8 protein-coding genes are annotated in these 20,170 nt (G+C 71.1%); all 8 read right to left on the reverse strand.

The window, feature by feature from the left end:
* Positions 1–62: 62 nt before the first annotated feature.
* On the reverse strand, positions 63–1,763 hold the full coding sequence (locus IE97_RS0100195) for an ABC transporter ATP-binding protein (RefSeq protein ID WP_037843813.1): 1,701 nt from the start codon (positions 1,761–1,763) through the stop codon (positions 63–65).
* Entirely contained in the window at positions 1,750–12,672 is a 10,923-nt protein-coding gene (locus IE97_RS0100200; RefSeq protein WP_030147077.1) for a non-ribosomal peptide synthetase, read from the reverse strand. The genes IE97_RS0100195 and IE97_RS0100200 overlap by 14 nt, the downstream gene beginning before the upstream one ends.
* Positions 12,673–12,730: 58 nt before the next feature.
* Positions 12,731–14,518 (reverse strand): ABC transporter ATP-binding protein, encoded by a 1,788-nt coding sequence (locus IE97_RS0100205; protein WP_030147078.1) that lies wholly within the window; start codon positions 14,516–14,518, stop codon positions 12,731–12,733.
* Between the two features lie 2 nt (positions 14,519–14,520).
* Positions 14,521–15,579, reverse strand: coding sequence for an iron-siderophore ABC transporter substrate-binding protein (locus IE97_RS0100210; RefSeq protein ID WP_030147079.1), 1,059 nt, complete (start codon positions 15,577–15,579; stop codon positions 14,521–14,523).
* Between the two features lie 113 nt (positions 15,580–15,692).
* A complete protein-coding gene (locus tag IE97_RS0100215) occupies positions 15,693–16,535 on the reverse strand; it encodes an ABC transporter ATP-binding protein (RefSeq protein WP_030147080.1) in 843 nt (280 codons plus the stop codon).
* Between the two features lie 39 nt (positions 16,536–16,574).
* Positions 16,575–17,657 (reverse strand): FecCD family ABC transporter permease, encoded by a 1,083-nt coding sequence (locus tag IE97_RS0100220; protein WP_030147081.1) that lies wholly within the window; start codon positions 17,655–17,657, stop codon positions 16,575–16,577.
* Positions 17,654–18,712 (reverse strand): FecCD family ABC transporter permease, encoded by a 1,059-nt coding sequence (locus tag IE97_RS0100225; protein WP_030147082.1) that lies wholly within the window; start codon positions 18,710–18,712, stop codon positions 17,654–17,656. Before IE97_RS0100225 ends, IE97_RS0100220 begins: the two co-directional genes overlap by 4 nt.
* Before the next feature lie 24 nt (positions 18,713–18,736).
* A complete protein-coding gene (locus tag IE97_RS0100230; RefSeq protein WP_030147083.1) occupies positions 18,737–20,104 on the reverse strand; it encodes a lysine N(6)-hydroxylase/L-ornithine N(5)-oxygenase family protein in 1,368 nt (455 codons plus the stop codon).
* Between the last annotated feature and the right edge of the window lie 66 nt (positions 20,105–20,170).

Raw genomic sequence — 20,170 nt, forward strand, 5'->3', positions numbered from 1 at the left:
GATCGAGGCCCCCTCGCCGCGTCGATGACGACAGCGAGGGGGCCTCGCCACGGCGCGGACCGTCACCGCGCCACCGCCTGGCAGTAGTCCTCGTCGGTGGCGAGGAGGTTCCGGTGCGTGTCCTCGGTCGTGATGACTCCGTCGTCGAGTACGAGGACGCGGTCGGCCGCGTCCAGGAGGGCCGGGCTGCTGGTGATCACGACGGTGGTGCGGCCGCGGCGCAGCTTCGCGACACCCCGCGCGATGAGCTGTTCGGTGACGGCGTCGACGGCGGTCGTCGGATCGTGCAGGACGAGGATGTCGGTGTCGGCCGCCAACGCCCGGGCCAGGGAAAGCCGTTGACGCTGCCCGCCGGAGAGGTTCGCGCCCCGGTCGCGGACACCGTGGTCGAGTCCGTCCCGGTGGAGAGCGACGACATCCGTCAGCATGGACGCCTCCACGGCCTCGGGGAGTGTCCGGCTGGTGCCTGACGGGTCGATGTTCGTGCGGAGGGTGCCCGCGAAGATCTCGCCGTCGTACGGGTTCACCAGCATGTGCGCGCGAACCGCCTCGACCGCCAGGTCCCCGAGCGGCCGGCCACTGACCCGCACGACGCCCTCGTACGCGTCGGGCGGGACGTTCAGGGACAGGATCGCCGCGAGGTCGGCCGCCGCACGCGGCTGGTAGGCGGCGATCGCCACGAACTCCCCTGCGGACACCTGGAACTTGAGGTTGCGCAGGGTGCCGTACCGGACGCAGTCGAGTTCCAGGTCCCCGCCCGCGGCGGGGTGTTCCGTCCCTGGGGTGGTGACCGGTGGAGCGGTCAGGACCAGTGCCATCCGCGCGGCCGAGGCCCGGGCGATCATCACGTATTTCGGCATCTCCGAGAACAGCCTGAGCGGTTCCATGATGAACTGCGCCAGTCCCACGGCCATGACGAGTTCCCCGATGCTGATCTGCCCGTCGAACGCCAGCCAGCCCGCCGTCAGGGTCACGGCGCCCGCTAGCACCGCGTTGAGGGCCAGCGCGGCCCCCGCGTAGGCGCCGTTCACCTTGGCGACGGTGATCGCCTGCAGCTTCGCCTCCGTGCTGGCCTTCCGGTAGGACCGGAACGCGGCGTGGTTGCCGCCGAAGCCGTGCAGCGGGCGCAGGCCGGTGATCAGGTCGGCGACCTTCGCGCCGGCCCGGGCGACCCGCGCCTGCTGTTCCTGCGTGCTGGAACCGATCCGCCTGGACAGCACGCTGAGGACCGACATGATCGCGCCGGTGCCCACGATCACCAGCAGGCCGAGCCGGACGTCGGCCAGGCCCAGCGCGACCGCCGCCACGGCCACCGCGACCAGCGAGCTGATGAGCAGAGGCACCACCTCGATGATGTCGGCGGTCTGGTCGGCGTCCTCGGTGGCGATGGTCAGCACCTCACCGGACTTGAGGTCGACGTCCCTGGCCACCGGCTGGAGTCCGCAGGCCGCGACCTTCACCCGCCAGCGGTGCGCCTCGGTCGTGTTGGCCTTCTGCAGGACGCGCATCCCGAACCGCCACGACAGCGACACGGTCGTGATGATCACGGCCAGAGCGGCGATGGACAGGCCGAGCGATCCGAGGCCGCGGTCCCGCATCGTGTGCTCGACGATCAGGCCGAGCGCGATCGGGAAGGCCGTCTCACCCGCCTGGTACAGGCCCATGAGGACGGTGCCCCACACCATGGCGCCGAGATTGCGGCGCAGAGCGGTCCGGAGGATGTCGGACCCCGGGCGGGGCCGCTGCGTGTCAGGAGTTGTCATCGAGGTGTCGGGCAATCGCTTCCGGGGTTCGCAGGGTGAACAGGTCTCGGATGGTGATCACCGGACCGTACTCGCGGCGGAGCAGTCCGATGAGACGTACCGCCAGCATGGAGTGCCCTCCCAGGGACACGAAGTCGCTCACCGCGCTCACCTCGTCGTCGTCCAGGTCCAGTGCCTCGGCGAAGAACTCGCACACCACGGTCTCGGTCTCGGTTTCCGGGCCCCGCTCCCCCGCCGTGGTGAGCGCACCCAGCGGCTTGGCCTCCGGCAGCGCCTTGGTGTCAGCCTTCCCGTTCACCGTCAGCGGGATGCTGTCGACCTGGGCGTAGTGCGTGGGGCGCAGGAAGTCCGGCAGCCCGGCGCCCACCTCGGCGGCCACCGTCGCCAGGTCCGCGCCGTCGAGCACGAGGTAGGCGGCCAGCCGGTGGGCGCCGTCGACCTGCGGGTCGGGCTGGGCGACCGCGGCGACGAACCGCACCGCCGGGTGCGCCTCGAACACGGCCTCGACCTCGCCGAGTTCGACGCGGTGTCCCCGGATCTTGACCTGCTGGTCGGTGCGGCCCAGGTAGGTCAGGTTCCCGTCGGGCCGGCGCAGGACCAGGTCCCCGGTCCGGTACATGCGCTCGCCGGGTTCGCCGAACGGGCAGGCGACGAAGCGGTGCGCGGTCTGGGCGGGTTGCCCGAGATAGCCGCGGGCGATGCCGGTGCCCGACACGTACAGCTCTCCGGGTACGCCGTCCGGCAGGGGCCGCAGCCACGGGTCGAGTACGTACACGTCCGTGTTGTCGATCGCCACGCCCACCACGGGGTCCTGGCACTCGAAGGTGCCGACGCCGAGGGTGTTGATGGTGTATTCGGTGGGGCCGTACAGGTTGTAGCCGGCCGTGCCCTCGGTCTGGGCGAGCCGCTGCCACAGCGTCGGGGTGACGGCCTCGCCACCGAGGAGGACCAGTGCGGGCCGCCGCGCCGGGTTGTCCAGCAGCCCCTCGGCGACGAGCTGTTGCGCGTAGGTCGGCGTCACGTTGATGACGTCGATGGCGTGTTCCAGGCAGTACTCGACCAACCGGGGCGCGTCACGCCGCAGCTCCTCGTCACAGATGTGCACCTCGTGGCCGTCGGCGAGCCACAGCAGTTCCTCCCACGACATGTCGAACGCGAACGACACGGTGTGCGCGATCCGGAAGACGCGGTGGCCGTGCTCGGCAAGCACCGGCTCGAAGATGCGGCGCTGGTGGTTGATCAGCATGTTGGTGAGTCCGGCGTACTCGGTCACCACGCCCTTGGGCCTGCCGGTCGATCCGGAGGTGTAGATCGTGTAGGCGGGGTGCCGCAGCCGGTGCGGGTCGTCCGGCGCGAACGACACGAACGGTTCGGCCGCCGGGAGGGGCCGGTCCAGTTCGATCAGCTCGCCGGTCAGCCGCGGGGACACCGCGCTCACCGTGAGGATCACGTCGGGGCGGGCGTCCTCGACGATGGCGGCGATCCGCTCGTCCGGGTGGTCCAGCTCCAGCGGTACGTACGCGGCGCCGACACGCAGCACGGCGAACAGCGCCACGATCGAGTCGAGGGAACGCGGGATGGCGAGACCCACGGTCGTCTCGGGGCCGATACCGCGCCTGGCCAGCACACCCGCCACCGCGCGGCTGCGGTCCCGGAGCCCGGCGAAGGTCATGGCCGAGCCGTGGGCGACCAGCGCGACTCGCTCGGGGGCGCGGTCGGCCGCCTGGTCGAACCGGTCGACGACGGTGTCCGTGCCGATGTCCGTCCGCTCGCCCGGCGAGGGCTCCGGTCCGAGCCCGGGCAGCGCGCCGACCGGTCCGGTCGACCGTGCGAGGTTTTCGAGCACGCGCAGGTAGTCGTCCAGGAGGTGGCGGGCGTTCCCGGTGTCCTCGTCGCGGTACTCGAGCTTGACGGTGAGCCGGTCGCCCGGGGTGACGACCCAGGTGAACGGATAGTGGGTGGAGTCGTCGGCCTGGACCGAGGTGATGCCGTGCCGGGCGTTCATCTCGGCGAAGGCGTCCATGTCCAGGAAGTTCTGGAGGACGAAGAGGTTGTCGAACAGCGTGTCGTGCCCACTGGCCCGCTGGATCTCGCCGAGCCCCAGGTGCTCGTGCTCCATCGCCTCGACCCTGGCCGTCTGCACGGCCGACAGGTACTCACGGACCGTGTCGTCCGGCCGTGGCCGCGTCCACATGGGCACGGTGTTCAGCAGTACCCCGACGATGCCGGACAGCCCCTCGCCCTCCCGGCCGGAGACGGTCACACCGAACACCGCGTCACCGCGGCCCGTGCGGGCGCCCAGCAGCAGGCCGAACGCGCCGGTCAGTACCGTGTTCAGCGTGACGCCGTGCGCCCTGGCCGCTTCCCGCAGCAGGTCGGACTGCTCGACGGACAGCGTGTGCACGAGCGCGCGCGGCAGGTCGTCCGAGAGGGCCGGCGCCGGCCCCGCGAGCAGCGTCGGGCCGGGGAGGCCGGCGAGGTGCTCCGCCCAGAACCGTTCCGATACGGCGGGATCCTTGGCCTGGAGCGCCCGCGCATGATCCTCGAAGCCCGGCGTGGCCGGGGTCGGAGCCGGCAACTCGCCCGCGAGCACGGCCTGATAGGCGTCGAACAGGTCCCGCAGCACGATCTCGCGGGACCAGCCGTCCCACAGCAGCAGGTGATAGCTGAGCAGCAGGCCGTCGCGGTCGTCGGGCAGGCGCACCACGGTCATCCGGATCAGCGGCGGCTCTCCCGGATCGAATCCCGTGTCGCGGTCGCGGACGCGCAGGGCGTCGACCTCCGCCTTCGTGGACAGGGCGATCGTACGGACGCCGACCCGACGGCCCGCAGCGAGCACCTGGACCGGGCTTCCGTCGCCGTCGGTGGTGAAGCCGGCGCCCACGACCGGATGCCGGGCCATCACGTACGCCATCGCCTCGGCCAGGGCGTCGGTGTCCAGCCGCCGGTCGAAGGTGAACCAGCTCTGCGCGACGTAGTGTCCGGCCGTGCCGGCCATCTGGGCCTGGAAGAACAGGCCTCGCTGCAGCGGGGTGACGGGTGCCGTGCGCTCGGCCGTCGCGGCGGCGTCCGCGATGCCGTGCAGTGCGCCGAGCCAGTGCTCGGTGATCTCGTCGGGGACGCCCTCGGCGAGGGTGAACGCCGCGTGCAGGCTGCCGGTGGCCTCGTCCAGCCAGGTGTTGACCTCGACGGCGTACGGGCTGCCCTGGTCGCCGCCGGTGATCCGCAGGGCCTGGGACTCGCTGCCCCGGCCGAGGTGGTTGAACAGAACCTGCGGGCGGGCGGTCAGCAGCGGGGCCGTCTGTGGGTTGAGGTACCGGAGCCCGCCGTAGGCGACGTGTGCGCGCTCGTCCGGCTGGCGGTCGGCGATCTCGCGGGCCGCCGCGACGGGGTCGGTGTGCGCGGTGAGCCGTACGGGCGCGATGGCGGTGAACCAGCCGACCGTACGGGTGTAGTCGTGGTGTTCGAGGGCCGGGACCCGGCCGTGTCGCTCCAGTTCGATCGCGAGGTCGGTGGGCGTCGGCTGGATGCGGGTCAGCGCGGTGCGCAGGGCTCCGCACAGCAACTCGGTGAGACCGATGCCGAGTGCGCTGGGCGCGGTCCGGGAAACGCGATCGCTGACCTCGGGCGCGAGGACGACCGTGGTCTCACGCAGTCCGCCGACGGCGGGCAGCAGCGGGGGCGCCTGGAGAGTGGTGATCCAGTGCCCGAGCCCGTCACTCGCGTGGGCGGTCTGCGACGTCAGAGCATCGGCGTACTCGGCGTAGGACGTGGTCGGCGGCGCCAGGGGCTCCCCGCGCAGGGCGGTGGCCAGGTCGTCCAGCAGGACCAGCCAGGACACCGAGTCGACGGCCAGGTGGTGCACGGTGACCACCAGGGTCCGGGTCGGCTCCAGCCACGAGAACGCGATGACGTCCCCGGACTCGGGGTCGAGGCGTCCTGCGGCCTCGTTCGCCGCCGTCGTGGCATCGGTGGTGTCCGGCCGTACGACGGTGACAGGGTGGGCGGGTTCGGTGCGCAGCGTCCACACGCCGTGCTCGACGCGCAGCCGCAGCCGGAGCGTCGGGTGCGCGGCCACGACGGCGTTCGCCGCGCGCTCGGCGTCGGCGAATCCGGTGCCCTCAGGGGCCTGCAGCGCCCTGGCCTGGGCGAACCGGGCGAGGGATCCGCCCAGTTCGCGTTGGCGCAGGATGATCGGCGTGAGGGACAGCGGGCCGTCCTCGCGATGAGCGGGGGCCGCGGGCCGGGGTGTGCTTGTCGCCAGGTGCTCGGCGAGGGCGCGCGGTGTCTTGAGCAGGAACACGTCCCGGGGTGCGATCGGCAGTCCCTGCGCCCGGGCCCGGTTGATCAGGGTGATGGCGACGATGCTGTCGCCTCCGGCGCGGAAGAAGTCGGTGTCGGCGTTCACGGCGGTGCCGGGCAGCGTCTCGGTGAAAATCCTGGTGAGTGCGGCTACCGTCGCGGTTTCGTCCGCGGGTGCGTCGTGGCTTGTCGCGCCCCGCGGCGGAGCCGCGGTCACATACGGTCCGGCGCCCCTGAGGGTGCGTTCTCCCAAGGCCTTCCGGTCCAGCTTGCCGTTGACCGTCAGGGGTAGGGCGTCGAGCGTGAGCACCCTGCCCGGGATCATGTGTGCGGGCAGCTTGGACGACAGGCGGTCCGTGAGGTCGGTGGGCACGCTGCCCACCACGTGCGCGATCAGGTGATCCCCGGTGTCCGCCACCGTGACGGCCACGTCGACCACACCGTCCAGTTCCCTGATCGCGGACTCGACTTCGCCCAACTCTATGCGGAAACCCTTGAGTTGAACCTGGTCATCGGCACGGCCGGCGAACTCCAGCTCGCCGCCGAGGGTCCGCCGGGCGAGGTCGCCCGTGTGGTACATGCGGGAGCCGTCGCCCGCGAACGGGTTCGCCACGAACCGGCTCGCGGTGAGCCCCGGCCTGCCCAGGTAGCCGAGTGACACCTGGTCGCCGGCGACGTAGATGGCGCCGACCCGGCCCGGCGGCACCGGCCGTAGCCGCTCGTCGAGCAGGTAGGTGACCAGGCCGGGTATCGGGCCCCCGATCGGGCTGACGTCGTCGCCGGAGTCGAAGTCCTCGTCGGTCAGCACCCGGTGGGTGACGTGGACGGTGGTCTCGGTGATGCCGTACATGTTGACCAGTTCGGGCGAGGCGCTGCCGTGCCGCTCGACCCAGCCGCGCAGCCGCCCGAGGTCCAGCGTCTCGCCGCCGAAGATGATCCGGCGCAGTGCGGGCAGCGGCTCACCGGAGTGCCGGTCGGCCTCGATGAACTGGTAGAACGCCGACGGGGTCTGGTTGAGCACGGTCACCCCGCGCTCGCGGACCAGCCGGTGGAAGTCCACCGGGGAGCGGGTCAGGCCGTACTCCGGAACCAGCAGCTCACCGCCGTACGCCAGGGCGCCCCACAGCTCCCAGACCGCGAAGTCGAAGGAGAAGGAGTGGAACTGGACCCACACGTCGTGCGGTCCGAAGTCCATGTCCGGCTGGGTGTTGGCGAGCAGCGTCACCACACTGGAGTGCGGGACGACGACACCCTTGGGCCGGCCGGTCGATCCGGATGTGTAGATCACGTAGGCCGGGTCGTGCCAACTCGTTTCGGGCTCAGGGGACTCCCCGGCCGACACCTCGTCGCCCTGCACGAGCACCCGGGCCGCAACACCCGCCCTGGCCAGCAGCTCCGTGAAGCGGTCCCGCTGCTCGCGGTCGACGAGGACGACCTGCGGAGCGGCGTCGGCGAGGATGTACTCCAGCCGTTCGTCCGGGTACGCCAGGTCCAGCGGCACATACGCGCCGCCCGCGCTGACGACGGCGACCAGGGCGACGACCTGCTCCAGGGAGCGCGGTACGGCGACGGCGACCCGCTTGCCCGGCCCGACACCGGCCGTGCGCAGGGTGGCCGCCAGGTCGCTTTTCGCAGCGGCGAGTTCGCCGTACGTCAGGCTCCGGGTGCCGCCGTCGAGTCCGCACTGCGTGACGGCGGTGGCCGCCGGGTCGCGGCGCGCTGCGGCGTCGAACAGTGCGCCCAAGGTCGTCGGCGTGATCCGCGCGGGGAGCCGCTCGCTCTCGGACGCCAGGTCGTCGACCAGGGCGTCCGGCCGCGTGAGCAGGTTCGTGAGCGTCACGGAGAACGTGCGCAGGAGCGCCCGGGCGCTCGCCTCCCGCAGCAGCGCACCGTCGTAGATCAGGTTGAAGCGGGGGCGGCCGTCGACCGCGCGCTCCACGGCCAGGGTCAGCGGGTAGTGGGGCGCGCCCTCGTTCACGATGTCCGTGATGACCAGGGTGTCGCCGGGCCGCCGCAGACCGGCGGCATCGGTCGCGACGTCGAACACCACCAGGGTGTCGAACAACGGGCCGGCGTCGGCCTGACGGCCGATCCTCGCCAGTGAGACGTGCTGGTGTGGCAGCACGGCGCTCTGATGTTCCCGTACCGAGGCGAGCAGCTCTCCCGCCGTGGTCGTGCCGGCCCAGCCGGCCCGCACGGGGATGGTGTTGATGAAGAGGCCCACCATGTCCTCGATGCCGGGCACGTCGGCGTCGCGCCCGGACACCGTCGAACCGAACACCACGTCCCTGCTGTGCAGGATGCCGCCCAGGGTCACCGCCCAGGCGCTGTGCACGGCGGCACTCAGGGGAACGCCGGCCGAGCGGGCGGCGGCGTCGAGCCCGGCCTCCGCTACGACGGCGGTCTCGGTGAACCGGTCGGACGGGGTGTGCCCCTCGGCGACCAGCGAGGGGCCGGGCAGCTCGGCGAGTTGCTCGCGCCAGACGCGGTCACTCTCGTCGTCGTCCCGTCCGGCGAGCCAGCCGACGTAGTCGGAGAAGCCGCCGACCGGGTACACGGTCCCCGGCGCGTGATACTCGGTCAGCAGCGCGCGGAGCATCGGCGGCACCGACCAGCCGTCGGCGATGATGTGGTGCACGGTCTGCACCAGGACGCTACGGCCGGAGCCCGCGCGGACGAGGGTGTACCGCATCAGCGGGCCGGTGGACAGGTCGAACCCGGCGCGGCGGTCCCGCTCGGCCAGGTCGCGTATCTCCGCGTCGGTGAGGCCGGGGCGGTCCACCGTGGTGAAGGGGGCCTCCACACCGTTCTCCAGCACGGAGACCACTCGGCCGTCGGTGAGGGCCACGAAGCGGGCGGCGAGGTTCGGGTACAGCGTGAGCAGGCGGGTGGCCGCCGCCGCCAGCCGGTCGGCGTCCACCTCGCCCTCCAGGGTGAGGAGTTGCTGCTCGACGTAGGCGCCCGCGGAGTCGTCGTCGAAGACCGAGTGGAAGTACAGGCCCTCCTGCAGCGGGGTCAGCGGCAGGATGTCCCGCAGCGCCGGGCCGTCCAGGCCGTCGACGTCGGACTGGGTGAGCGGCACCAGGGGGAAGTCGCTGGGCGAGTGGCCGCCCCGGTCGAGCGCGGCCAGTCCGGCGAGGGCCGCCCGGAAGTACTCGCCGAGGGTCGTGATGTCCTCGTCGGTGAACATGCCGTCCGGCCAGGAGATGGTGGTGACCAGTTCGTACGCGCCGGTGGCGGCGGGTTCGGCGATGGCGTTGAACTCCAGGGGGCGCGGCAGGCGCATCCGCGGATCGCGCTTCTCGCCCAGCTGCCCGGTGGTGCGGGCGAGTTGCCAGTCCCCCGCGGCGCCCGCGTCGAAGCGACCAAGGTAGTTGAAGAGGACCTGTGGGGCGGGCGCGTCGAACGCGGTATGGGTCAGGTAGCGCAGGGCGCCGTAGGAGACGCCGTTGTCCGGCACGTCGGCGAGGTCTTCCTTGACCCTCTTGAGCGCGCTGGTCAGGTACGCGGGATCCGTGAAGTCGGCCGCCGCGCCGGGGTCCACGAGCACCGGGAACAGGGTGGTGAACCAGCCCACGGTCCGGGACAGTTCCGGCTCGAAGCCGGCGGAGCCCGCCACGAACTGTCCTTCACGGCCATGGCCCTCGAGTTCGATGTGGGCGAACGTCTGGTCCTGACCGAGGTCGCGGCGCCGGCGGGCGAGGGCGACGGCGAGCGCGGTCAGCAGGACGTCGCCCACGCCCGTGTGGAACTTCGCGGGGACCTCGCCCAGCAGCGCGGCCGTGACCTCCGGGCCGACCGAGACGGTCCGCGTCCGCTCCCGCGCGACCGTGTCGGCCGGGGACAGGGCGCGCCTGCCGACCGGTCCGTCCTCCCCCGGCAGGGGGCGCCAGTAGTAGGAAGCGTCCGCGTCGAACGCCGCACGCTCCAGCAGCTGCGTCCAGCGCCGGAACGACGTGCCCACCGGGGGCGGCTCGACCGGCATGCCCGAGGTGAACTGCCGCCACGCCGTGGCCAGGTCCTCCATCAGGATCCGCCAGGACACGCCGTCGATCACCACGTGGTGGGCGACCAGGACGAGCTGCCGTGCCTCGCGGCGCCAGACGGCCCGCAGCATCGCGCCGTCGGCCGGGTCGAGCCCGTCGGTGGCGAGGGCGACGCACTCGTCGAGCGGCCGGTCGCTCTCCTGCCACGAAGCGGTGGCCCGGTCGGCCTCCGGTATGTCGAAGCTCCAGCGGTCGCCGCGCACCAGCCTGGCGCGGAGCATGTCGTGCCGCCGGACCAGGGCGGTGAGGATCTCGTCGAGGGCGTCGGCGCTCAGGTCCGCCGGGGTGTTCAGCACGACCGACTGCACGAAACCGTCGATCGCGTCCGTGGTCTCGCCGAGCCACTGCACGATGGGCGAGCCGACGACGGGGCCCGTGGCGACGTCGCGGTGGTCCACGGGGGAGACGTTGTCCCGGCTCGCCACCGCCGCCAGCGCCCGCACGGTGCTGTGGGTGAAGATCTGCCGTGCCGTGACGTGCAGACCGGCCTCGCGCAGCGCGCTCAGCAGCGAGATCGCCAGGATGCTGTCTCCACCGAGCTGGAAGAAGTCCTGGTCGGTCCCGACCTCTTCGAGCCGCAGCACCGTCGCGACGGCGGCGCACACCGCGCGCTCGTTCTCGGTCGTGGGCCGGGTCAGCTCGCCCGTCCGCGTCGTGGGCTCGGGCAGGGCGTTCCGGTCGAGCTTGCCGTTCGCGGTGAGCGGGAACTCCGTCATGACCACGATGTGGGCGGGCACCATGTACTCGACCATGTGCTCGCCGGCCCACGCCTTGACCTCGTCGGCTCGCAGCTCCTCGTGCCCGGCGGCCGGGATGACGTATCCCACGAGGTAGGTGCCGCCCGCCGTGTTCTTCTTCGCGACGACGCAGGTGTGCCGTACCCCGGGGTGCTCGGCGAGACCGGCCTCGACGTCCTCGATCTCCAGCCGCATACCGCGGATCTTGACCTGGTTGTCGGCCCGACCGAGGAAGTCCAGCGACCCGTCCGGGGCGAACCGCGCGAGGTCACCGGTGCGGTACAGCCGGGAGCCGTCGTCGGCGAAGGGATTGGCGACGAACCGGGAGGCCGTCAGGCCGGGGGCGTTCACGTACCCGCGCCCCAGGAGGAATCCGCCCACGTAGAGTTCGCCGCCGACGCCGACCGGGACCGGGCGCAACTCGTCGTCCAGTACGTAGAGCTGGGTGTTCGGGTTGGCCTTGCCGATCGACGTCGACAGGCGTTCGGCCACGCCCCGGTAGATGACGTGCGAGACGCCGATGGTCGTCTCGGCCGGGCCGTAGCCGTGGTACATGGGGATGTCGAGCTTGGCGCGGAAGCGTTCGTACAACTCCGGGGTCAGTACCTCGCCGCCGCACCACACGTGCCGCAGGCTGTCCAGCTTCCCGGAGTCGCCAGCGATCTCCAGCAGCACGTCCAGCATGGACGACACCAGGTACGTGAAGGTGACGCGCTGGTCGGCGATCACGCTCAGCAGGTGGTGCGGGTCGCGTTCACCGCCGGGCCGCAGCACCACCAGCCGGCCGCCGCTCACCAGGGGCAGGAAGATCTCGTTGATGGAGATGTCGAAGGACAGCGGCGCCTTGAACAGCGACGCGTCGTCGTGGCCGAAGCCCAGGATCTCGTCGACCTGCCACAGCAGGCGCTCGCTGATCGCCTCGTGCCGGATCATCGCGCCCTTGGGCCGCCCGGTCGAACCGGACGTGAAGATCACGTATGCCAGGGCGTCGCCGCGGACGGTGACCTCGGGCCCCTCGGCGGGACAGGAGCCGAACCTCCAGTCGTCCAGGTCGACGCCCACGGCTTCCGGTTCGGCCGGGTCGTGCTCGCCCGAGTCGTTGAGCTGCACCACGACCCGGGCGTCCTCGATGACGACGGCCCGGCGCGGGGCGGGCCACTGCGGGTCGAGCGGCACGAAGGCGCAGCCGGCCTGGAGGACGCCGAGCAACCCGATCACCATGTCGGCGGAGCGGCCGAGTGAGATGCCCACGACCTGTTCGGCGGTGAGTCCACGTTCGGCCAGATGGTACGCCAGCTGCCCGGAGAGCTCAGCCACCTGACGGTAGGTCAGCGTCCGTCGTTCGTCGACGACGGCGACGGCGTCCGGCCTGTTCCGTGCCTGCTCGCGGAAGAGCTCCACGATGGTCGGGCGGACCCGGTCGGCGTGGGTGTCGTTCCATTCGGCCAGGGCCGCGAGCCTCGCCGTCACACTGGACGGACCGATGGTCCCGAGGGGCCGGTCCGGGAAGTCGGCCAGGTCGTCCAGCGCGAGCTGTGCGTCGGCGGGCACGACTCCGTCCGGGACGGCGATGCTCCGGCCGTCCGCGCCGACCTGCCACCCTCCGGGCAGGCCCCCACCGTTGTCGACCCAGCCGAGGACTTCGGTGAAGAGGGTGCCGGGCGTGAGGTCGATGCCGTCGGGGCCGGTGCCCGTCGCCCAGTACGACAGTCCGATGGCGCATGCTTCGGCGATGGTGCGGTCGGCGTGGTCGCCGACGCGCCGGCGTACGGCGGCCAGTTGTGCGGGGGACAGCAGTACGTGACGAGCGGTCGATTCCGTCATCGAGACTCCGCGTTCCTTTCACCGTACGAAAGTCGGCCTCACTCACATCAGGGGTTGATCAGCTGCCCTCTCGCCAGGCCCGCCACAGTCGTGCGTACCGGCCGCCCAGGGCCAGCAGTTCGTCGTGCGTTCCCTCCTCCACCACGCGTCCAGCGTCCAGCACCGCGATCCGGTCCGCCGCCATCGCCTGGGTCAGCCGGTGCGCGACGAACAACGTGGTGCGGCCCGAGCACGCGGCCAGCACGGCCCGCTCCAGCTCGGCGGCGCCCTCGCTGCCCGCTTCCGCCGTCGACTCGTCGAGCACCACGACCGGCGAACGGCCCAGCACCAGCCGGGCGAGGGCGATCTGGGCGACCTTGGTGACGTCCAGGCGCTCCCCGCCCTCGCCGACGGGGGTGTTCAGCCCGTCGGGCAGCGCATCGACCCACCCGTCGGCGCCGACCGTGCGCAGCGCGTCCATCAGCTCGGCGTCCGTCGCGTCCGGTGCGGCCAGCCGCAGGTCTTCGGCGAGCGGCCCGGAGAACACATGGGTCTCCTGCGTCAGGATGCTGACCAAGGAGCGGGCTCCGGCCTCGTCCAGAGAGGCGAGGTCCGTCGACCCGATCCGCACCGACCCGGCTTGCGGCGTCCCGATGCCCGCGACCAGCGCGGCCAGTGTCGTCTTGCCCGCACCCGTCGCCCCGACCAGCGCGAGCGAACCGCCGGCGGGGATCGTCAGGCTGACGTCCCGCAGTACCGGCTCCTCGGCGTCGGGATAGCGGAACGTCAGCCCCTCGACGGTCACCGGATACGGCCCGGTGTGCGGCGACTCGACGGCCGTGTCCCCCACCAGCCGGTCCTCCGTGGGCTCCGCCAGCACCCCGACGAGCCGGGTCAGGCTCGCACCCGACTTCTGTGCCTCGTCGAAGGTGAACATGATGGCGCCGAGCGGGACGAACAGCCGGTGGAACAGCAGCGGGGCCGCCGACACCTCACCCAGGCTGGCGGCATCGGCCTCCAGCAGCGCGTAGCCGACGACGAGGATCAGGACCAGCCCGATGAACTCGGCGCGGTTCTCCCGGCCGACGAACCGGCCGAAGAAGCGGAACACCTCGATGCCGAGGTCGCGCACCCGCCACGACTCCTGGGTGACCTTGTCGCGGAAGGCACCCTCGAGTCGGTACGCCCGGACCGTGTCGATGCCGTTCAGGCCGCTGATCAGGGCCTGTGCCCGGTCGGCCTGGGCGGCCCGCTGCTTCCGGTAGAGCGGGGCGGACCGGGGGAGGTACCAGCGCAGGGCCAGCGCGTAGGCGGGCAGCGCCCCGGCACCGGCCAGGCCGAGCCGCCAGTCCAGTCCGAACATGCCGAACGTGGCGATGACGACCAGCACACCCGCCGAGAACACCGTGGGGATGGCCGTACGGATGCCCTTGGAGATGACGGCCACGTCGTCACCGACCCGGGACAGCACGTCTCCCCGGCCGACCTGCTCGATCCGTGCGCTCGGCATGCCGAGCACCGCCCGGACGGCACCTTCGCGCAGCCGGGCGAGCAGGTCCGCGCCGAGGCGCCCGATCAGGTAGGTCGACACCGCGGTGGCCGCCGCGCCGAGCAGCGCGGCGGCCACCATCAGCGCCCCGATCGTGACCAGGATCGAGCGCGCTTCGCCCTCGACCACTCCGTCGACCACGCGGCCGAGCAGGAGCACGGGAAGGACCTGGAGCGCCGCCCCGGCCACGGTGGTGAGCACGGTGGCGACCGTCAGCCAGGACACGTCGCGGCAGTGCGCCGCGACCCATCGGCCGGCCTCGCGTCCGGTCGCCGTGCGCAGGGCCGCCGGGACGACGCGCGTGTCGGTGGTGCTCACACCTACCCGGCCGACTTGACGAGCTCGTCGATCGCGTACGGCATGGAGAGCAGCGTGCCCTGGGAGATGGCCGCGCCGACCGCCGGTCCCTCGCTGTCCAGCAGGTACGACACCTTGCCCTTCTTGACCGCGTCCAGGTTGGCGAACAGCTTGAACTTCTTCAGTGCTTCCGTGTCCGCCTTGTCGTTGATGACGAAGATGCGGTCGACGTCGACCAGGTCGACGCGTTCGGGTGAGAGCTTGGTGTAGAAGTCACCGCCCGCGACCTTGTCGATCTCGGTCTGGTACTTGAAGCCGATGCCCGACACCAGCCGCCCGCGCACGTCGGTGGAGGTGAACGGCGCCACCGAGTCCTCGTACCAGGACAGCGCGACGGCGGTATCCTTCCCGAACTCGGGGTTGGCCTTCTTCGCCTCGTCGAGCCGGCCCTCGACGTCCGCGATCATCTTCTCGCCCTCGTCGGCCTTGCCGAGGGCCTTGGCGATCTGCAGCGCGTTGTCCTGCCAGGGCGCGCTGAACGGTTCCTTCTCCGCCTTGGTGCGGCCCACTGTCGGAGCGATCTTGGAGAGCTTGTCGTAGGCGGCCCGGTCGACCTCGGAGTAGACCGCGATGATCAAGTCGGGGCGCAGGGCGGCGATCTTCTCGTAGTTGGGGCCGGAGTCACCGTTCTTCATGATGACCTCAGGCTTGGTGTCGCCCCACTTGTCCTTCACCCAGGGCCACTGGGTGTTGATGTCGGGGCTCTTGCCCGCCGGGTTCGGGTACTGGTCGGTCATGCCGACCGGCTTGACACCGAACGCCAGGACGGTCTGGTCGTCCGTGTAGCCGACGGTGACGACCCGCTCGGGAGCCTTGGTGACCTCCGTGGATCCGAATGCGTGCTCCACCGTGACCGGGAATACGCCGGCGGCAGCGGTCGAGTCGGTGTCGCTCGCGTTGTCCGCCGAGTCCGCCGAGCCGGAGCCGCAGCCCGCGAGGAGGCCGACGCCGAGTGTCGCGGCGGACAGTACGGCCGCCGTCCGCCGCCACGGCTTCGTCCGGGGCGTTCTGTTGAGGAGCATCCGCTTTCCCCTTGCTTTCGCGCTTTCCACTGCGCCCCCCGTCGAAGGGCAGGCAAACCTTAGCGTGAGCAGATGAGGTTAGCCTAGCCTAACTATCCCAACTTCATCGGAATTTATGAGAGTTGGACGTGAGTGCGTCCGATCGGCACGATGAGCGGACGGTCACTCACCGGATCGTCGATCACCTCGGCGCGCAGCCCGAACGCCTCGTGCAGCAACTCGGCGGTGACCACGTCACGTGGGTGTCCTTGCGCCAGGATCGAACCGGCCCTCATCACAACGAGGTTGTCGCTGTAGCGCACGGCCAGGTTGAGGTCGTGCAGCACCATGACCACGGTGCAGCCCGACTCGTGCAGGTCGTCCACCAGGTCGAGCACGTCGATCGCGTGCGCCAGGTCCAGGTAGGTGGTCGGCTCGTCCAGCAGCAGCAGGTCCGTGCCCTGGGCCAGCGTCATGGAGATCCAGACCCGTTGACGCTGTCCGCCGGACAGGGAGTCCACCGGGCGGTCGGCCAGGTCCAGGACCCCGGTCATCGCCAGCGCCCGCTCCACGACGGCGGCGTCGTCCGAGGACCACTGCCGCAGCCAGCTCTGGTGCGGATGGCGTCCCCTGGCGACCAGGTCGGACACCGTCAGCCCTTCCGGCGCGACCGGAGCCTGCGGCAGCAGGCCGAGCTTCTTCGCCACGTCCCTGGTCCGGAGCCGGCCGATGTCGTCACCGTCAAGTACGACCGTCCCCCTGGTCGGCTTCAGCAGCCGCGACAGCGTCCGCAACAGGGTCGATTTCCCGCAGCCGTTGGGACCGATGATCGTGGTGACGACCCCGGACGGGATCGCCACGTCGAGATCCTCGATGACCGTCCGGGCGCCGTACCCGACCGTGACGCCCTCCGCTGCCAGCCGTGCGGCGTCGACGACTTCCGGCTCGATCTCGGTTGTTGTGTGCTGAGCGCCCACAAGTCCCCCTCCGTTCATGCTTCCTGACCTTTGCACCGGCTATCTGAGGTTCGCCCGCACCAGCAGATAGACGAGGAAGGGGCCGCCGATCGCGGCGGTGACCACACCGACCGGGAGTCCGATCGGCAGCGCCGTGCGCGCGAGCAGGTCCGCGCCGATCAGCAACAGGGCTCCCACCACACCGGAGGCCACCATGGGCGGTGTCGGGCACCTCGCCAGCCGCATGGCCACCTGCGGCGCCACCAGCGCGACGAACGGAACCGGACCCGCGGCGCTCACCGCCACACCGGCCAGCAGGACCGCGCACAGCAACAGGACCGCACGCACCCGCGTGTACCGGACGCCGAGCCCCGCGGCGACGTCGTCCCCGAGATGCATCGGCTTGAACTGGAAGGCGGCGCACGCCACGACGACCAGGAGGACGAGCGTGCCCCAGAGCGCGATGCGGACCTCGTCCCACGACCGGTCGTCCAGCGAGCCGACCAGCCACGCCTGGGCGCGGGCGACATCCCTGATGTCGGCCGTGACCAGCAGCCAGGTCGTGATCGCCTCCATCACCGCACTCACCGAGATGCCGATGAGGATGAGCCGGAACCCGTCGATCCCGCGCCGCCACGCCAGGAAGTACACCAGCAGGCCAGTACCGAGTCCGCCTGCGAGCGCCGCCGCGGACAGACCCACGGAGCTGACGATCGCCGCGGCGGTCCCGCCCGAGACCGTCACCAGGAACACCGCGGTGGCGCTGGCGCCGTTGGTGATCCCCAGGATGTCCGGGCTGGCCAGCGGATTGCGCGCGACGGACTGCGTGATCGCCCCGGACACCCCCAGCGCCACCCCCACGACGAGCCCGGCCAGGGCACGCGGCATCCGCAGGTCCATGATGACGAACTCGTCGACCTGCTCGCCCCTGCCGAGGAGCGTGGCGATCACCTGGGACAGTCCGATGGGGAAGTCACCGACGCCGATCGACAGACAGAACAGCAGGAAGGCCGCCACCGCGAGCAGCAGCGTGACGAGGACGATCCAGGGCCGCCAGACGAACGACACACCCGCGAACCGCAGGCCCGGCGCCACCGAAGTCTTCACGTCCGCCCCGTTCGGCCGCACACCCGTCCCGTTCATGCGTTCTTGAACTTTCCACGCCACACCAGCCCCGCGAAGAACGGAGCGCCGAGAAGAGCGACGAGGACACCCGCGTCCAGCTCGCTCGGCCGCACCACCAGGCGGCCGACGATGTCACAGACCAGCAGCACGACGGCTCCGAGCAGACCGGCGTACGGCACCAGCCAGCGGTAGTCCGGCCCGGTCAGGTAGCGGGCCACATGGGCCACCATGAGCCCGAGGAACGCGATGGGGCCGCACGCCGCGGTGGCCGCGCCCGCCAGCAGCGTGATGGCGGTGATGCCGACGGTCCGGCTCAGCGCGATGTTGACCCCGAGGCCCCGCGCCACGTCGTCACCCATGGTGAGCAGGTTGATGGCGGGCAGTGTGGTCAGTGCCAGCACCAGCCCGGCCACGATGAATCCGGTCACCGGCCAGATGACGTCGAAGCCGACACCGGCCACGGAGCCCGCGTTCCAGAACCGCAGCGCGTTCAGCGACTCCTTGTCCGACAGCGCGACCGCGGTGGTCATCGCCGCGAGGAACACGGCGATGCCCTGACCGGCGAGGGCGAGCGTCAGCGGGTTGCCGGCTCCCCTGCCGACGCTCGCCAGCCCGAACACGACGACACCCGCGGCCGCGGCCCCCAGGAAGGCGAACCAGACGTACTGGAAGGGGTCGGTGAGCCCGAACAGGGCGATCACCGACACCACGGCGAACGAGGCGCCGGTGTTCACGCCCAGCAGGCCCGTGTCGGCGATCGGGTTGCGGGTGTATCCCTGGATCAACGCCCCGCCGACGCCCAGGGCGATGCCCGCCACCACCGCGAGCACCGTCCGGGGCACCCGCACGGTCTGCACGATGAGCCTGATCTCGGTGAGCCGCTGGTCGGAGTCCGGCGCCGCGAACAGCCCGTGCCACACCTCGGCGGGGCTCAACGCGCGCGCACCGACGGCCAACGACACCGCCGCCGCGATCACGAGGATCACCAGCAGCGTGCCCATACCCACAACCCGCCGCCGCCGGGCCGGTGTTGAGCCCCCGAGCGCGGGGCGCTCCACTGCAGTCGTGCCCATGTCGACGTACGTTATCCCTTTGGTTCAGGAGGGCGGACCAACGGGCGGTGCCGCCGCTCCGTCGGCGACCGTGCGGGCCTCGTCGGAGGCGGACTTGAGGCCCCGGTCGAGCAGCGAGTCCAGGATCTCGCCGACCCTGATGGCCGTGTTGGACAGCAGGGACGACGTGATGCCGTGGGTGTGCTCCGTGCCGCCCTGCAGATAGATGCCGCAGCGCAGACCGGGCTCGGTCGCGATGCGGTAGTCGCGCTCGACGCGGACCCGGCCCTCGTCGTCGCGGAGGCAGTGGTCGGCGACCTCACCGAGGATGCCGAGGGGGTCGGCGGGGCTGTAGCCGGTGGCGAACACCACGACGTCCGCGTCGAGTGGTGTCTCGTCGCCCGTGACGAGGGACGTCACGGTGGCACGGACCTTGTCCGGCGTCTCCTCGACGGCGGTCAGCCGGGACACGTTGAGGAAGCGGAGCCGCTCGGTGCCGAGGACCTTCTCCTGGTACATCTGGCGGTACAGATCGTCGATGAGGTCGATGTCCACCACGGAGTAGTTGGTGTTGCCGTGGTAGTCCATCAGCCGGCGTTTGACGTTCTCGGGCGCGGCGAAGTACTCGTCGACCGCCGCGGGGTCGAAGATCCGGTTGGCGAAGCCGCTGTCGTCGGCGGGGCTGTAGCCGTAGCGGGAGAAGACCGCGCAGATCTCGGCCTCGGGGAAACGGCGGTGCAGGTAGGCCACGTTCTCGGCGGCGCTCTGCCCCGCGCCGACGACGATGAACCGGGAGGGCGAGGTGTCCTCCAAGTCATCGACCTTCGCGAGTAGTTCGGAGTTGTGCCAGACGCGGCCGCTACGCTCCACCCCTTCCGGCATGAGAGGGCGCAGCCCGGTGCCGATGACGAGGTTCCGGGCCCGTTGGACCATGAGGCCCTCGCCCGAACGGACCGTCACTTCCAGGCACTCCACGGCTCCGTCACGCACGACGGGCGCGACGCCGACGACCTCGTGACCGTAGGAGACCATGCCCTCGACCTGGGCCGCGGCCCACTCGAAGTAGTCGTGGAACTCCACCCGCAGCGGGAAGAGGTTCTTGTGGTTGATGAAGTCGATCAGCCGTCCCCTGCTCTTGAGGTAGCACAGGAAGCTGAACTCGCTGGCCGGGTTCCGAAGCGTCACCAGGTCCTTGAGGAAGGACACTTGCATGGTCGCGTCGTCGATGAGCATGCCGCGGTGCCAGCCGAAGCGGGGCTGCTGCTCGAAGAAGTGAGCGGAGATCGCCTCCTGCCCTCCGGCCTGTGCGTTGTGCTCGCCGACGGCGATCGCCATGGCCACGTTGGACGGTCCGAAGCCGACGCCAATGAGGTCGTGTACCGGTGTTGCGTCACCAGGAAGAACCCGTGACATGTCTCTCCCATCGTGCGGGGCAGACGCCTGTCATGCGTGGGGACAGTACGAGGAGCGGGCACGCTG

This window comes from Streptomyces sp. NRRL S-455, from assembly GCF_000717875.1.
Classification (GTDB): Bacteria; Actinomycetota; Actinomycetes; order Streptomycetales; family Streptomycetaceae; genus Streptomyces.

Bases quoted from the DNA above. Each gene is read 5' to 3' on its own strand.
- IE97_RS0100195 (WP_037843813.1), bottom strand. From the start codon at position 1,763: ATGACAACTCCTGACACGCAGCGGCCCCGCCCGGGGTCCGACATCCTC.
- IE97_RS0100200 (WP_030147077.1), bottom strand. From the start codon at position 12,672: ATGACGGAATCGACCGCTCGTCACGTACTGCTGTCCCCCGCACAACTG.
- IE97_RS0100210 (WP_030147079.1), bottom strand. From the start codon at position 15,579: ATGCTCCTCAACAGAACGCCCCGGACGAAGCCGTGGCGGCGGACGGCG.
- IE97_RS0100220 (WP_030147081.1), bottom strand. From the start codon at position 17,657: ATGAACGGGACGGGTGTGCGGCCGAACGGGGCGGACGTGAAGACTTCG.
- IE97_RS0100225 (WP_030147082.1), bottom strand. From the start codon at position 18,712: ATGGGCACGACTGCAGTGGAGCGCCCCGCGCTCGGGGGCTCAACACCG.
- IE97_RS0100230 (WP_030147083.1), bottom strand. From the start codon at position 20,104: ATGTCACGGGTTCTTCCTGGTGACGCAACACCGGTACACGACCTCATT.